Origin of the sequence: Erythrobacter sp. NE805, assembly GCF_046452355.1 — a bacterium.
Classification (GTDB): Bacteria; Pseudomonadota; Alphaproteobacteria; order Sphingomonadales; family Sphingomonadaceae; genus Erythrobacter.
Genome location: NZ_JBKFDI010000001.1, coordinates 1,187,316 through 1,202,378, shown reverse-complemented (window position 1 = coordinate 1,202,378; position 15,063 = coordinate 1,187,316). Strand labels below are relative to the sequence as shown.

Sequence of the window (15,063 nt, the reverse complement as noted above, 5' to 3'; positions counted from 1 at the left end):
GTTGCGCGGACCCGCGGAAAGGGGTTAGTGCGAAAGACACGATAAGAACAATCCGGCATAATAATGTTGCTTGAAGGCAGAGCCGGAAGTCGCAGGATGAGCAGGAGCCTTTCATGGGGTCGAAGTCCGTCGCCGCCGCGCCGTCACGTGCGCTCGTCAAGGCCCTGCGCCGCGAGCTCGAGGCGTCGCTTCTCCCCGGCGATGCCGCCCCGCCCAAGGGGGTGCTCGACGAGGCCGCCGCCTGGCTCCTCGCCGCCGCCGCGACCCGCGCGCCCGGCCAGCCGCTGATCCAGCTCGAATCCGCCGGGGGCGATCGCCGCCACCTGAGGATCGCCGTGATCAATGACGACCAGCCCTTCCTCGTCGATTCGCTCGCCGCGACGATCGCCGCGCAGGGGCTGGGGATCGACCTGCTGCTCCACCCGGTCGTGCCGGTCGAGCGCGACGCGGGCGGGGCGATCAGCGGGCTCGGCAAGTCCGGCACGCGCGAATCGCTGATCTACATCGAGACCCCGCGGGTCGATGCCCGCCAGCGCCGCGAGCTCGTCGAGGCGCTCGAGACGACCCTCGCCGACGTCCATGCCGCGGTTGCCGACTGGCCGCAGATGCAGGCCGCGATGGCGCGCGATGCCGAGGCGGCGCGGGCAATCGACGCCGAGACGGGCGCGCTGCTCGCCTGGCTCGGCGGGGGGATGCTCACCCAGCTCGGCCATCTCACCCGCCACCGCGACGGGACCATCGCCGACCGGCTCGGCATCTGCCGGACCTCGGCGAGCGACCTCCTCGCCGAGGTCAGCTACGAACGCGCCTTCGCGTGGTTCGACGCCGAGGATGCCGCGGGCACGCCGCGCCCGCTGCTCGCGGTCAAGGCCAACGTCCAGTCGCGCGTGCACCGGGCGAGCCCGCTCGACCTGTTCATCGTGCCGGTGCGCGAGGGCGGCGCGGTGACGGCGCTCTCGATCCATGCCGGGCTGTGGACCAGCGCGGCAATGAACGAGCGCCCGCACGAAGTGCCGGTGCTGCGCGCGATGGTCAGTGACCTGACCCGGCGGCTCGGCTTCGACCCCGCCGGGCACAACGGCAAGGCGCTGGTCCACGCCTTCACCTCGCTCCCCAACGACCTCCTTGCCGCCTTCGACCCGGAGTGCGTCGCCGAACTCGTCACCGCCAAGATGGCGCTGATCGACCGCCCGCGTCCGCGCGTCATCACCGTGCGCGCGACGCTCGAGCGGCACGTCTTCGCCTTCGTCTGGCTGCCGCGCGACCAGCTCTCGACCGAGGTGCGCCTCCAGATCCAGGCGATGCTGCTGCGCGCGCCCGGGGCGCGGCTGCTCGACTGGAGCCTGTCGGTGGAGAGCAGCACGCTCGCGCTCTTGCGGTTCCTGATCGACGTGCGCGCCTGCGACACCCTGCCCGAGGCGCAAGCGATCGAGGCGCAGCTGCTCGACCTGCTGCGCGGCTGGAACGAGGCGGTCGCGACGCACCTCGCCGCGACCGAGGACGAGGGCCGCGCCGCGGCGCTCGCCGCGCGCTATGCGCCTGCCTTCCCGACCGGCTACCGCCTCGCCTACGGGCCCGAGGAGGCCGCGCGCGACATCGCCCGCCTGCGGATGCTCGCGCTGGGCGAGGGCGAGGGCGAGCGGGCCGAGCGGCTGGTGCGGCTCTACCGCCTGCCCGCCGACGGGCCGCAGACGCTGCGGCTCAAGGTCTACGTGCTGAAAGGCACGCTGGCGCTGTCCGACGCGGTGCCTGCGCTCGAGAATTTCGGCTTCCGCGTGCTCGCCGAGGTGCCGACCTTCCTCGCCGACGCCTCGCTCGGGGCGATCGACGAGTTTCTGCTGACCCTGCCCGCCGGGCGCGACGCGGCCTCGCTGCTCGGACGTGCGGGGCTGATCGAGGAAGCGCTCGCCGCGGTGCTCAACGGCGCGGCGGAGGACGATCCCTTCAACCGGCTCATCGCTGCTGCCGGGCTGGTCCCGCGCGAGACGAACTGGATGCGCGCGATCTACCGCTACCTGCGTCAGACCGGGGTGAGCTACACCATCGGCACCGTCGTCGACGCGCTGGTCGCCGCGCCCCAGGTCACCGCTGCGATGATCGCGCTGTTCGAGGCGCGCCACGACCCCGCCTTCGCCAGCGACCGCGCTGCCGCCATCGCCGAGGCCGAGGGCGCCTTCACCCGCGGCCTCGCCAAGGTCACCGCGATCAACGACGACCGCCTGCTGCGCCTCTACCGCGCGGTGCTGGGCGCGGTGCTGCGCACCAACGCCTTCGCGCCCGCCGCCGCCGAGGCGCTCGCTTTCAAGCTCGATTCCTCGCTGGTGCCGGGCCTGCCCAAGCCCGTGCCGTGGCGCGAGATCTTCGTCTACAGCGCCCGCGTCGAGGGCATCCACCTGCGCTCGGGCGCGGTGGCGCGCGGGGGTCTCAGGTGGTCGGACCGCCGCGACGACTTCCGCACCGAGGTGCTCGGGCTGATGAAGGCGCAGCGCGTGAAGAACGCGGTGATCGTGCCGACCGGCGCGAAGGGCGGGTTCTATCCCAAGCAGCTTCCGAACCCCGCGATCGACCGCGAGGGCTGGGCCGCCGAGGGCCGCGCCGCCTACGAGATCTTCATCCGCACGCTGCTGTCGGTCACCGACAACATCGTCGATGGCCGGGTGGTGCACCCCGATTGCGTCACCGTGCTCGACGGCGAGGACCCCTATTTCGTGGTCGCCGCCGACAAGGGCACCGCGACCTTCTCCGACATCGCCAACGGGATCGCCCAATCGCGCGACTTCTGGCTGGGCGACGCCTTCGCGTCAGGCGGCTCGAACGGCTACGACCACAAGGCGATGGGCATCACCGCGCGCGGCGCCTGGGTCTCGGTCCAGCGCCACTTCCGCGAGATGGGCGTCGACGTGCAGACGCAGCCGATCACGGTCGCGGGCTGCGGCGACATGTCGGGCGACGTGTTCGGCAACGGGATGCTGCTCTCGAAGGCGCTGAAGCTCGTCGCCGCCTTCGACCACCGCCACATCTTCCTCGACCCCTCGCCCGATCCGCTGGCGAGCTGGAAGGAGCGCAAGCGGATGTTCGCCCTCCCGCGCTCGAGCTGGGACGATTATGACAAGGCGCTGATCTCCAAGGGTGGCGGGGTCTTCCCGCGCTCGGCCAAGTCGATCAAGCTCTCGAAGCAGGCGCGCGCGGTGCTGGGGATCGACGTCAAGGAGATCGAGCCCGAGGCGCTCATCACCGCGATCCTCAAGGCGCCGGTCGACCTCCTCTGGTTCGGCGGCATCGGCACCTATGTGAAGGCCCCGCAGGAGAACAACATCGCGGTCGGCGATCCCGCCAACGACGCGCTGCGGATCGACGGGACCGAGGTGCGCGCAAAGGTGATCGGCGAGGGCGCGAACCTCGGCGTAACGCAGGCGGGGCGGATCGCCTTCGCGCTCCACGGGGGCCGCATCAACACCGACTTCATCGACAATTCGGCCGGGGTCGACTGCTCGGACAACGAGGTCAACATCAAGATCGCGCTCGCCGCGGCCTTGCGCGACGGCACGCTCACCGAGGCGAAGCGCAACACCCTGCTCGCCGCGATGACCGACGAGGTCGCTGAGATCGTGCTCGAGGACAACCGCCTGCAGGCGCTCGCCCTCTCGATCGCCGAGAGCGGCGGGGCGGGGGCGATCCCGGCCTATGTCCGCCTCATCGAGCGATTGGAGGAAGCGGGCGATCTCGACCGTCGCACCGAGGGGCTGGCCGACGGCGAGACGCTCACCCGCCGCGCCGCCGACGGCTTCGGCCTCACCCGCCCCGAGCTCGCGGTGCTGCTCTCCTCGGCCAAGCTCGCGCTCCAGGACGCGATCGAGCGCAGCGCCCTGCCCGACGATCCGGTGCTGGACGGCGTGCTGCTCGCCCGCTTCCCCTCGGCGATGCGCAAGGCCTACGCCGCCGAGATCCGCGGCCATCGGCTGCGGCGCGAGATGATCGCGACCAGCCTCTCCAACCGCATCGTCAACCGTTTGGGCATGGTCCATCCCTTCGAACTCGCCGAGGAAGAGGGCGTCGGCCTCGCCGAAGTCGCGGCGGCCTTCGTCGTCGCCGAGCGCCTATTCGGGCTCGAGGCGCTGTGGCGCGACCTCGAGACCGCCGCCATCCCCGAGGCCGCGCGCCTTGCGCTGTTCGACCGGCTCGCCGCTGCGGTCGGCAACCTGATGAGCGACGTGCTGCGCACCGCCGCGGGCAAGGTCGCCGCGGGGGCGATGATCGCGGCGCTCCAGAAGGACGTGACGACGCTCATCGCGGGCCGCGAGGAGCTGCTCACCGACGAGCCGCGCGCACGCTCGAAGGCACTCCGGGACAGCTTCGTCACCCTCGGCGCGCCCGAGGCGCTCGCCGGCCGGGTCGCGGCGCTGTTCGACTTCGACGGGGCGGTCGGCCTCGCCCAGGCGGCGCAGGCGACGGGCATCGAGCCGACGCTCCTCACCCACGCCTTCACCGACATCGGCACCCGCCTCGGCCTCGACTGGGCGCAGGGGACCGCGGCCTACATGAGCCCCACCGACGTGTGGGAGCGGCTGCTCGTCTCGGGCCTCGCGCGCGACATCCAGCAGATGCGCATCGAGTTCCTGCGGCGGCGGATCGCATCGGGCGAGGCCGACAGCGATCCGCGCGGTGCGGTCGCCGCGTGGGTCGAGCGCAATGCCGGCGGCGTCGCGCAGTTCCGGGCGATGATCGCCCGCGCCCAGGCCCGCCCGCCGGTCGGCGCGGCGATGCTCGCGCAGATCGCAAGCCAGGCGCGCAATCTGCTGGAGCGCTGACGCGCTCGCAGACCCCCCACCCCGCCTCCCCGCCCGGCCACCAGTAGTACCACTATGTTATGGTGGCCGGGCGGGGAGGCGGGGTGGGGGTCTGACACCAATCCGCTAGCTTGACCCCGGCAGGGTTTGCGGCAAGTCAATTGCCGAGGGTTCGCGCGAGGGCACAAGACACAACATGGCAGCCACCACCCAACACGCCGACGTCGTCATCGTCGGCACCGGCCACGGCGGGGCGCAGGCGGCGATCGCGCTGCGCCAGCACGGGTTCGACGGCTCGGTCCTGATGATCGGCCGCGACGACGCGCCCCCCTACGAGCGCCCGCCGCTCTCCAAGGAATACCTCGCCGGGGACAAGGGCTTCGAGCGGATCATGATCCGGCCGGAGAAGTTCTGGGCGGAGAAGGACATCGCGCTGCGGCTCGGCGCGGCGGTGACCGCGATCGATCCGGCGGCGCACACCCTGACGCTCGGCGACGGCGGGCTGGTCTCCTACGGCAAGCTGATCTGGTCGGGCGGGGGCGACCCGCGCCGCCTGCCGGTGCCCGGCGCGGTGCTGCCGGGCGTGTTCTACGTGCGCGACAAGAGCGATGCCGACGCGATGATGCAGGCGCTCGCCGACGGGGCGAAGCGCGCGGTGGTGATCGGCGGCGGCTATATCGGGCTCGAGGCGGCCGCGGTGCTGCGCAAGCTCGGCTGCGAGGTCGTGCTGGTCGAGATGCTCGACCGCCTGCTGGCGCGGGTGGCGGGCGAGGAATTGTCGACCTTCTACGCTGAGGAGCACCGCAGGCAGGGCGTCGACGTGCGGCTCGGGGCCGGCGTGCATTCGGTGCTGGGCGACGGCAAGGTGACCGGCGTGCGGCTCGACAGCGGCGAGGAGGTCGCCTGCGACATGGTGGTGGTCGGCATCGGCATCGTCCCCGCGGTTGCCCCGCTGATCGCGGCGGGTGCGGCGGGCTCCAGCGGAGTCGACGTCGACGAATATTGCCGCACCACGCTCGACAATGTCTACGCGATCGGCGACTGCGCAGCGCACGCCAATCCCTTCGCGGGCGGGGCGGTGATCCGGCTCGAATCGGTCCAGAACGCGCACGACATGGCGAATACTGTCGCCAAGGCGATCATGGGCGAGAAGGAGCCCTATCGCGCGCTGCCGTGGTTCTGGTCGAACCAGTACGACCTCAAGCTCCAGACCGCGGGGCTCAGCCTCGGCTTCGATGCGACGGTGCTGCGGGGGGACCCGGAGAGCCGCAGGTTCACCGTCGTCTACATGAAGGGCGGGGTGCCGATCGCCTTCGACTGCGTGGGGACGATGAAGGACTACGTGCAGGCGCGCAAGCTGCTCGAGAGCGGCTGCGGGCGGATCGATCCGGCTGTGCTGGCCGACCCCGAAATGGCGCTGAAGGACCTCATCTGATCCTCCCCTCCCACGAGGGGAGAAGGAGGTCAGGCGCAGAGCCTCCCCAAAGCCCACTGCGCCGCCTCCGCCACGACCGGATCGGGGTCGGCACTCAGCGCCTCGACCTGCGGGATCAGCCCCCGATTGCCGCTGTTGCCCGCCGCATAGAGGCAGTTGCGGATGAACCGGTCCCGCCCGATGCGCTTGATCGGCGAGCCCGAGAACAGCGCGCGGAAGCCCGCGTCGTCCAATGCCAGCAGTTCGCCCAGGCGCGGGGCGACGAGCTCGGCGCGAGGGAGGAACTCGGCGATGGCCTGCGCGGCGGAGGCGAACTTGTTCCAGGGGCACACCGCGAGGCAATCGTCGCAGCCGTAGATGCGGTTGCCCAGCAGGGGGCGCAGGCTCTCGTCCACCGGCCCCTTGTGCTCGATGGTGAGGTAGGAAATGCAGCGCCGCGCATCGAGCCGGTAGGGCGCGGGGAAGGCGTTTGTCGGGCAGGCATCGAGGCAGGCGCGGCAGGAACCGCACTGGTCGCGGTGGGGCTCCGCCGCCGCCAGATCAAGCGTGGTGTAGATCGCGCCGAGGAACAGCCAGCTGCCGTGGGCGGGACTGACGAGGTTGGTGTGCTTGCCCTGCCAGCCGATCCCCGCCGCCTCGCCGAGCGGCTTCTCCATCACCGGCGCGGTGTCGACGAAGACCTTGACCTCGGTCCCCGGCACCTCGGCGACCAGCCAGCGGGCGAGCGCCTTGAGGCGCTTCTTCACCACGTCGTGATAGTCCTTGCCTTGCGCATAGACCGAGATGCGGGCGTGCTCGGGGGAGCGCTCGAGCGCCAGCGGGTCATGCGCCGGGGCGTAGCTCATGCCCAGGGCAATGACGCTCCGTGCCTCGGGCCACAGCCCCTGCGGCGCGCGGCGTTCCGGGGCGCGCGCCTCCATCCACTCCATCGTCCCGTGGTGCCCCTCGCCGAGCCACTGCTCGAGCCGCGCCGAGCGCAGCGGGTCCTCCCCCGCCGGCGCGATCCCGCAGGCCGCGAAGCCGAAGGCGAGCGCCCGCTCCTCTATCCGGCTCACCCAATCGGTGAGGGGCGCGTTAACCATGATCGGAGAGGCTCCCGTTTAATCCTGGCCGCTAACCGCGTAAGGCATGGACATGGCGGTAAGCAATCACGCAGCCTCGGGCAATGCCGAGGGATGGTCGGCGGCCCCGGCGGACGCGCGTCCGCTGGCGATCGAGGCGGTCGGGCTGGTCAAGAGCTTCGACGGCACGCGCGCGGTCGACGGGGTGGACATCGCCGTGCCCGAGGGCGCGATCTACGGCATCCTCGGACCGAACGGGGCGGGGAAGACCACGACGCTGCGGATGCTGCTCGGGATCATCGACCCTGACGCAGGGGTGCGCCGGGTGTTCGGGCATGACCGGCCCCACGATATTGGCCGGCTGATCGGCTACCTCCCCGAGGAGCGCGGGCTCTATCCCTCGATGAAGTGCATCGAGGCGATCGCCTTCATGGGCGCGCTCAGGGGCCTGCCGCTCAAGGAGGGCCGTGCTCGCGCCGTGGAGTTGCTCGAGCGTCACGGCCTCGCCCATGCCGCCGACCGCCAGATCCGCCAGCTCTCCAAGGGCATGGCGCAGACCGTCCAGCTGCTCGGCACGCTGGTGCACAAGCCCCGGCTGGTGGTGCTCGACGAGCCCTTCTCGGGGCTCGACGCGATCAACCAGGGCAAGCTCGAGATGATGATCCGCGCGCTCGCCGAAGACGGGGTGACGGTGATCTTCTCGACCCATGTCATCCACCATGCCGAGCGCCTGTGCGAGGGCGTCGCGATCATCGCCGGGGGCAAGGTGCCCTATGCGGGCAGCGTCGAGGCGGCGCGCGACCGGATCCCGGCGCAGGTGCGATTGGAGACCCGCGCGCGCGAGGGCGCGTGGCTGTCCTTCCTCCCGCCCGAAACCCGCCGCAACGGTGATTTCTTCCACTTCCCGCTGCCCGAAAGCGGGATCGAGCCGCTGCTCAAGGGCCTGATCGAGGGCGAGGCGGGGATCCTCTCGCTGTCGATCGAGCGGGCAGGGCTGCACGATGCCTTCGTCGCCATCGCCGGGGAGGCGGCCGCACGCCAGCTCCAGGCCGACGCCGAAGGAGCGCGCGCATGATCGACAGCATGATCCGCCCCCGCCTCTCGGCGATGGAGGCCGCCTGGGTGATCGCCCGGCGCGATTTCGTCGCGGTGCTGTTCAGCCGCGCCTTCCTGTTTTTCCTGCTGGGGCCGCTCTTCCCGGTGATCGTCGGCGGGCTCGCCGGGAGCATCGGCGGCGAGGTCCAGCGCGAGGCGGTGAGCGTCGAGGTCGGCCTCGCGATGGACCCCGCCGACACGGCGCGGATGATCGCCGCGGCGGAGCGGCTCGGGCCGCAGCTGGGCGGCGCGCTGCCGGTGCTGCGCGCGGTGCCCGAGGCGGCGGGCGACCCGGCCTTCGACGCGCGCGCCTTCATGGAAGCGCGGCGCGGGAACTATGCCGCGATCCTGACCGGCTCGCCCGCGCGGCCGACGCTGGTCGGCACCGAGGGGCAGGTTGCGCGCTGGCAGGGGCCGGTCGCGCTGATCGCCGGCCACGCCGTTCAGGCCGATCCGACCGTCTTCCCGCAAGTCTCCGCCAATCTCGTCGCGACCAGCGCCGCCTCGGAGAAATCGAGCCGCGTCCAGACCGCGCAGATCGCGCAGATGCTGCTGTTCCTGCTGACCATGCTGCTCGCCGGCATGGTGCTCTCCAACCTCGTCGAGGAGAAGGCGAACAAGATCATCGAGATCCTCGCCGCGGCGATCCCGATGGACGCGGTGTTCATGGGCAAGCTCTTCGCGATGCTGGCGGTGTCCTTCGTCGGCATCGCGGTGTGGGGCATGGCCGCCTTCGGGCTGTGGGCGGCGGGCGGCGCGGCGATCACGCAGGTGACCGGCTTCGATCCGGCGAACCTGCCTGCCCCCGCGGTCGGCTGGCCGCTGTTCATTGCGCTGGGCATCATCTACTTCGCCATGGCCTACCTGCTGCTGGGCGCGCTGTTCCTCACCATCGGCTCGATGGCGAGCTCGGTGCGCGAGGTGCAGACGCTGTCGATGCCGGTGACGATGCTCCAGCTGATGGTGTTCTTCCTCGCCGCCTACACGATCAAGCAGCCCGGCTCGACGCTCGAGCTTGCCGCGATCGCCTTCCCGCTGTCCTCGCCCTTCGCGATGCTCGCGCGGGCGGCGATGGAGCCGCAGCTGTGGACCCATGCCCTCGCGCTCGCCTGGCAGGCCGGGGCGGTGCTGGTGCTGGTCAAGGGCGGCTCGCTCTTGTTCCGCAAGCGCGTGATGAAGTCGGGCGGGGCGGGGCGCGAGAAGAAGGGCAAGGGCGCGAAGCTCTCCGCCTGACCATCCGGATCAGTCCCGATTCGAAACCGACTATTGACATGGCTGTCAGTTGAGGCACACTCCCGACTCGTTGAGGAGCGGCCCGCGCCAGAGGCCGCCTGACGGGAGAGACACATGGCCACGATTGCCCCCCCGAGCGCCCCCCAGAATCCCGGCGTCCGGCGCCCCCAGGTGCGCCGCGAGCCTTCCGCCTACGCCGCCTTCAAGGCCCACCTCGCCGCTCATCCCGAAGAGCGCCTCCAGCACCCCCATCCGTGGGACGTGAGCCGCTCGGACATCTATGCTGAGGACCGCTGGCAGCCCGTCTTCGCCGAGATGCGCGCCGCGGGGCAACTCCACTGGATCCCGGAGAGCCCCTTCGGCCCCTACTGGGCGGTGGTCGGCCACAAGGCGATCCAGCACATTGAGGCCCTGCCCGAGACCTTCTCCTCGAGCTGGGAATATGGCGGGATCACGATCCTCAACCGCCTGTCGGACGAGGAGCTGGCGATGAGCGGCATGGACCGCCGCGAGCTGCCGATGTTCATCGCGATGGACCGCCCCCAGCACACCGGCCAGCGCCGCACCGTCGCGCCCAAGTTCACGCCGAGCGCGATGGCCGACATGGAGGGCGAGATCCGCCAGCGCACCGGCGAGCTGCTCGACAGCCTGCCTCGCGGCAAGGTCTTCGACTGGGTCGACACGGTCTCGATCGAGCTCACCACGGGAATGCTCGCGATCCTCTTCGGCTTCCCCTGGGAGGACCGCCGCTTGCTGACCTTCTGGTCCGACTGGGCGGGCGACACCGAGCTCGCCACCGTCCGCGAGCTCGACGAGCTGCGCTGGGGGCTGATGCAGGAGATGGCGGCCTACTTCCAGTCGCTCTGGATCGAGCGCACGATGGACAAGGAGCCCGGCAACGACCTCATCTCGATGATGATCCACTCCGAGGCGATGAACCAGATGCGCCCCGAGGAGTTCATGGGCAACCTCGTGCTGCTGATCGTCGGCGGCAACGACACCACCCGCAACACCATGAGCGGGATCATCCACGCGCTCGACAAGTTCCCCGACCAGCGCAAGCTGTTCGAGGAGCGGCCCGACCTCATCCCCAACGCGGTGCAGGAAATGCTGCGGATGCAGACCCCGCTCGCCCACATGCGCCGCACCTGCACCGAAGACACCGAGGTGTTCGGCCAGCAGATCAGGAAGGGCGACAAGGTGGTGCTGTGGTACATCAGCGCCAACCGCGACGAGGAGGTGTTCGAGGACGCCGACAGGATGAACCTCGAGCGCGAGAACGCCCGCCGCCATCTCGCCTTCGGCTACGGCATCCACCGCTGCGTCGGCGCGCGGCTCGCCGAGATGCAGCTGCGCATCCTGCTCGAGGAAATGCACAAGCGCCGGATGCGCGTCCACGTTGCGGGCGATGTCGAGCGGGTGCGCGCGAATTTCGTGCACGGTTTCCGCAAGCTCGAGGTCGAGATCACCTCGTTCTGACCGGTTGAAACCTCGGGTCGATTGCCGACGTATAGGGGAGGTGGCCTTGCCGCCCCCCGATACGGAGATTGCCCCGATGCGCCTGCCCCTGCTCAGCCGCCGCCGCCTCATCGCGATGAGCGCCGCGACCGCCGCGGCCCTGCCCTTCGTCAGCGCCTGCGGCGCCTCCCCCGCCGAGGCCGCCAAGTCGTATCCCAAGGGCAAGAGCAACGCCGAGTGGAAGAAGCTCCTCACCCGCGAGCAGTACTACGTGCTGCGCGAGGCGGGGACCGAGCGCGCCTTCACCTCGCCGCTCAACAAGGAGCACCGCAAGGGCACCTTCGTCTGCGCCGCCTGCGACAACCGGCTCTATGCCTCCGCGACCAAGTACGACAGCGGGACCGGCTGGCCGAGCTTCTGGCAGGCGATCGACAAGGGCGCGGTGGGCACCTCGACCGACTTCCTGCTCGGCTATCCGCGCACCGAGGTCCACTGCGCCGATTGCGGCGGGCACCTCGGGCACATCTTCGGCGACGGCCCGCAGCCGACCGGCAAGCGCCACTGCATCAACGGCGTGGCGCTGAAGTTCGTGCCGGCCTGATCAGCCTTCGAGCAGCGCCGGGGCCTGGAGCCGCGCGGCAATCCGCGCGAATTCGCCGAGCGCGAAGGTGTCGTCGAACACCACCCCGTAATGCAGGTCCCGCCGCCAGCGCACCTTGGCGCGCACCTCGCGCAGGGCGCCCTCGACGTCGGGCATGGCGAGCCGCACCGTCTGGTCGATCGCCAGGAGCTGGTCGCAGGTCAGCCGCGCGCCCTGCTGCGAGAGGTTCTCGACCGTCACGTGGAAACGCGAGCCGAGCGTGGTCACCACCGCCGGGAAGCACAGGCCGAGCCTCAGGCCGCGCTTGGGATATTCGCTCGATTCGTTGATGAGGCGATCGACCTCGACCGGTTCGACGAAGCTGAACCCCGCCTCGTTGTCGCGCCGCCACACGGGGCTCACCTCGTAGACCGCGCCGGCCGGCATGTGCAGCGCGAAGGAGGGGCACGCGGGGAGGGCATGGAACAGGCGGACGCTCACCCCGGTCTCGGAGACGTCGCGGATCACGCAGACGAACTCGCCCTGCGCCGAGACCAGCTTGGCGGCGCGGATCAGCAGCGTGAAGCGCGGCGCGACGCGCTGCTCGGCGCCGGGCGCATCGGTTATCGGTTCCGGCTCCGCCGGCTTCGTCGCAATGTCCATGGTCCGTGTCCCAACCCGTCAGCCCCTGGTCCTGGCACTGGCGGGACGCGCAGGCGGGACGAGATTGTCCCTTGTCTTCACTTAAGCAGATTAGGATCAAGGCGTTAAGGCCGAGATAATGGCGCCCCCGCATTTGCTGTAACATTTGATGTACGGGCGGCGGGACTCGAACCCGCAAGAGCAAAGCTCGGGGGATTTTAAGTCCCCGGCGTCTACCATTCCGCCACGCCCGCATGCGCTGCCCTTGCCACAAATTGCCACCGCTAGGCCAGTCCTGCCGCCGAGCGCTTGCCAGACCCCGCGCGATTGCCCATTTCGCTTGGGAATTCCTCGAGCGACAGGGCAGGCATGGCGGGCGAAGCAGCAGACGCGCATTCGGTGGTGGCGACGATCCAGCCGGCGATCACCCTGCTGGGGCTCGGGATCGGTGCCGCGCTCGCCAGCCGCGCGCTCCGGCTGAACCCGATCGTCGGCTACCTCGGCCTCGGGCTGGGGCTCGCGAGCCTCGGCATGGCGCCGAGTTTCAGCGGCCCGCTGGTTGCGGCGATGGCCGAGGCGGGGGTGATGTTCCTGCTGTTCAACCTCGGCCTGCACTTCTCGCTCGGGCGGATCCGGGCGGAGGCAGGCAACATCTTCGGCTTCGGCTCGCTCCAGATGATCGTCGCGGGCGGGGCCTTCGCCGCACTGTTCTGGCTCGTCGGCCTGCCCCCGGCCTTCGCGGTGATCGCGGGCTTCGGCATGGGCCTCTCCTCGACCGCCGTCGTCATCGGCCTCGTGCGCGAGCGCGGGCAGGAGGACTGCCCGGTGGGCCGCGCCGCGCAGTCGATCCTGATCTTCCAGGACATCGCCGCGATCCTCCTGCTCGTCACCGCCGGTGCGCTGGCGAGCGGCGGGGCGCTGCTCCCCGCGCTCGGGATCGCCGGGGTAAAGGCGCTTGCCGCCTTTGCGGTCGCGGTGCTGTTCGCGCGGGTTCTCACCGAGCCGCTGTTCGGCCTGATCGCCCGCGCCGGCACCACCGAGGTCTACACCGCCACCGCCCTGTTCATCGCGCTCGCGGCGGGCTGGGCGACCGGCATGGCGGGGCTGTCGCTGACGCTGGGGGCGTTCCTCGGCGGGATGGCGGTCGCGGATTCGCGCTATCGCATCCTCGTCCAGACCGAGATCGACGCCTTCCGCGGCCTGTTCATGAGCTTCTTCTTCATCTCGGTCGGCCTGTCGATCGACCCGGCGCTGCTGGTGCAGGACTGGATGCTGGTCGCGGGGGTCTCGGTCGGCCTGATCGTGCTTAAATGTGCCTTCAACGTGGTGGCCGCGCTGCTCAACCGCTGGTCGGTGCCGGGATCGATCCAATTGGGGTTCCTGCTCGGGCAGGGGAGCGAGTTCACGCTGGTGCTGCTCGCGCTGCCCGCGGTCGCGGGGCTCGCCGAGAGCCGCCTCGTCTCGGCGATGGTCACCGCGATCGCGATCAGCCTCGCGGTGACGCCGGTGATCTCCAACGTCGGCCGCAAGCTCGCCGGGCGGCTGCGCGCCGGACCCCCGGACGCCAAGATGGCGGGGGACGACGCGCCGGTGCTGATCATCGGCATGACCGCGGCGGGCCGGGCGGTGGCCGATGCGCTTGCGTACAACGATGTGGATTATCTCGCGGTCGAGCCCGACCACGACCACTTCCAGATGGCGCTCGCCGACGGCTATCACGTCCACCGCGCCAACCCCGCCGATCCGCGCAGCTGGGAGGCGCTCGGCTTCGACCGGCGGCGGGTGCTGGTGGTCGCGACCGGGGACACCGCGGCCTCGCGCGAGCTCACCCCGCTGGTCGAGCAGCGGATGCCCGGCATCGCCCGGATCATCGCCGTGCCGGGGAGCGAGGAGATCGAGGAGATGGCCGAACTCGGCCTCGTGCCGGTCGACATGAGCATGGGCGGCGGAGCCGAGCGGCTGATCGAGCTGGTCTTCGCCGCCCTCGGGGTCGAGCGCGAGCTGCCGGTCCCCGGCCTCGCGCGCGACGACGACATGATGCCGCGCGCGGCGTAGCCCTTCTTTTTGCGCTCGCCCATCCGGGCGAGCGTCCTCGGTGCGTTTGGAGCCTTTCAGGCTCGAGCACCTGCGGCTCGGCCGCGTGGCCTCGCGGCTCCTGCGGAGCCGGCATCAGCGCGACGCTCGAGCTTTGGAGATGGTTCGGCCCGCCATCGGACGGGCCGCGAGCGCACGCGCGCGAGCCGCAGGCGATCAGGCCCGCAAGGGCCTGAGACTCGCCGAGGAAGGAGGCGCGGATGCGCCTCCTTATTTATTCAACCGCTCGCGGATTTCCTTGCCGGCCTTGAAGTAGGGCACGCGCTTGCCGGGGACGTCGACCGTCTCGCCGGTGCGGGGGTTGCGGCCGCTGCGGGCCTCGCGCTCGCGGGTCGAGAAGGCCCCGAAGCCTCTCAACTCGACCCGGCCGCCTTCGGCCAGGCGCTGCGCGATCTCGTCGAAGAAGATGTCCACGACCTGCTCGATCTCGTCGGCACGCAGCTCGGGATTGTCCTTGTGCAGTTCCTGCAACAACTCGGATCTGATCATACCGATCTCCCGGCGCGAGTCAGCGGGATGCCGCCAAGTCGCGCCGCATTGCGGGTTACCCCGTCGTTTCCTGTCTTGCCTCCGACCCGAGAGGCTGCCCCTATAGGCGCAGCGCGGGGGCTAGTGCAATCCCGTCGACTACGTCTGTATACAAGGTGTCACATCGCGCGGACTTGCGCAATGTGCATT

General features: G+C 70.4%; 10 protein-coding genes and 1 tRNA gene. 7 read left to right on the top strand and 4 right to left on the bottom strand.

The window, feature by feature from the left end:
• The first annotated feature begins 113 nt into the window (after positions 1–113).
• Positions 114–4,808 (top strand): NAD-glutamate dehydrogenase, encoded by a 4,695-nt coding sequence (locus tag ACLBKU_RS05600; RefSeq protein WP_410178545.1) that lies wholly within the window; start codon positions 114–116, stop codon positions 4,806–4,808.
• A 175-nt stretch (positions 4,809–4,983) separates the two neighbouring features.
• Positions 4,984–6,222 (top strand): NAD(P)/FAD-dependent oxidoreductase, encoded by a 1,239-nt coding sequence (locus tag ACLBKU_RS05595; protein WP_410178544.1) that lies wholly within the window; start codon positions 4,984–4,986, stop codon positions 6,220–6,222.
• A gap of 29 nt (positions 6,223–6,251) precedes the next feature.
• Here the strand turns inward: ACLBKU_RS05595 and queG are convergent, their stop codons facing one another.
• Entirely contained in the window at positions 6,252–7,304 is a 1,053-nt protein-coding gene (queG, locus tag ACLBKU_RS05590) for a tRNA epoxyqueuosine(34) reductase QueG (RefSeq protein WP_410178543.1), read from the bottom strand.
• A 46-nt stretch (positions 7,305–7,350) separates the two neighbouring features.
• Here queG and ACLBKU_RS05585 point away from each other — a divergent pair, with 46 nt between their 5' ends.
• From ACLBKU_RS05585 to msrB, 4 genes are all read left to right on the top strand, one after another.
• Entirely contained in the window at positions 7,351–8,358 is a 1,008-nt protein-coding gene (locus tag ACLBKU_RS05585) for an ABC transporter ATP-binding protein (protein WP_410178542.1), read from the top strand.
• Complete coding sequence (locus tag ACLBKU_RS05580; protein WP_410178541.1) at positions 8,355–9,611, top strand: ABC transporter permease; 1,257 nt, start codon at positions 8,355–8,357, stop codon at positions 9,609–9,611. The genes ACLBKU_RS05585 and ACLBKU_RS05580 overlap by 4 nt, the downstream gene beginning before the upstream one ends.
• A 114-nt stretch (positions 9,612–9,725) precedes the next feature.
• Positions 9,726–11,090, top strand: coding sequence for a cytochrome P450 (locus ACLBKU_RS05575; RefSeq protein WP_410178540.1), 1,365 nt, complete (start codon positions 9,726–9,728; stop codon positions 11,088–11,090).
• 76 nt (positions 11,091–11,166) lie between these two features.
• On the top strand, positions 11,167–11,670 hold the full coding sequence (msrB, locus tag ACLBKU_RS05570) for a peptide-methionine (R)-S-oxide reductase MsrB (RefSeq protein WP_410178539.1): 504 nt from the start codon (positions 11,167–11,169) through the stop codon (positions 11,668–11,670).
• Here the strand turns inward: msrB and ACLBKU_RS05565 are convergent, their stop codons facing one another.
• Complete coding sequence (locus ACLBKU_RS05565) at positions 11,671–12,312, bottom strand: PilZ domain-containing protein (RefSeq protein WP_410178538.1); 642 nt, start codon at positions 12,310–12,312, stop codon at positions 11,671–11,673.
• A 151-nt stretch (positions 12,313–12,463) separates the two neighbouring features.
• Positions 12,464–12,545: transfer RNA gene (locus ACLBKU_RS05560), tRNA-Leu, on the bottom strand.
• A 115-nt stretch (positions 12,546–12,660) separates the two neighbouring features.
• On the opposite strand from ACLBKU_RS05560, the gene ACLBKU_RS05555 reads away from it, so the two are divergent.
• Positions 12,661–14,346: a cation:proton antiporter gene (locus ACLBKU_RS05555; RefSeq protein ID WP_410178537.1), complete on the top strand. Its 1,686-nt coding sequence runs from the start codon at positions 12,661–12,663 to the stop codon at positions 14,344–14,346.
• A gap of 249 nt (positions 14,347–14,595) precedes the next feature.
• Here the strand turns inward: ACLBKU_RS05555 and ACLBKU_RS05550 are convergent, their stop codons facing one another.
• Positions 14,596–14,874, bottom strand: coding sequence for an integration host factor subunit beta (locus ACLBKU_RS05550; protein WP_267618427.1), 279 nt, complete (start codon positions 14,872–14,874; stop codon positions 14,596–14,598).
• Between the last annotated feature and the right edge of the window lie 189 nt (positions 14,875–15,063).

Excerpts from the sequence above, each read along its gene's own strand:
- ACLBKU_RS05600 (WP_410178545.1), top strand. The coding sequence starts at position 114 with ATGGGGTCGAAGTCCGTCGCCGCCGCGCCGTCACGTGCGCTCGTCAAG.
- ACLBKU_RS05595 (WP_410178544.1), top strand. The coding sequence starts at position 4,984 with ATGGCAGCCACCACCCAACACGCCGACGTCGTCATCGTCGGCACCGGC.
- queG (WP_410178543.1), bottom strand. The coding sequence starts at position 7,304 with ATGGTTAACGCGCCCCTCACCGATTGGGTGAGCCGGATAGAGGAGCGG.
- ACLBKU_RS05585 (WP_410178542.1), top strand. The coding sequence starts at position 7,351 with ATGGACATGGCGGTAAGCAATCACGCAGCCTCGGGCAATGCCGAGGGA.
- ACLBKU_RS05580 (WP_410178541.1), top strand. The coding sequence starts at position 8,355 with ATGATCGACAGCATGATCCGCCCCCGCCTCTCGGCGATGGAGGCCGCC.
- ACLBKU_RS05575 (WP_410178540.1), top strand. The coding sequence starts at position 9,726 with ATGGCCACGATTGCCCCCCCGAGCGCCCCCCAGAATCCCGGCGTCCGG.
- msrB (WP_410178539.1), top strand. The coding sequence starts at position 11,167 with ATGCGCCTGCCCCTGCTCAGCCGCCGCCGCCTCATCGCGATGAGCGCC.
- ACLBKU_RS05565 (WP_410178538.1), bottom strand. The coding sequence starts at position 12,312 with ATGGACATTGCGACGAAGCCGGCGGAGCCGGAACCGATAACCGATGCG.
- ACLBKU_RS05555 (WP_410178537.1), top strand. The coding sequence starts at position 12,661 with ATGGCGGGCGAAGCAGCAGACGCGCATTCGGTGGTGGCGACGATCCAG.
- ACLBKU_RS05550 (WP_267618427.1), bottom strand. The coding sequence starts at position 14,874 with ATGATCAGATCCGAGTTGTTGCAGGAACTGCACAAGGACAATCCCGAG.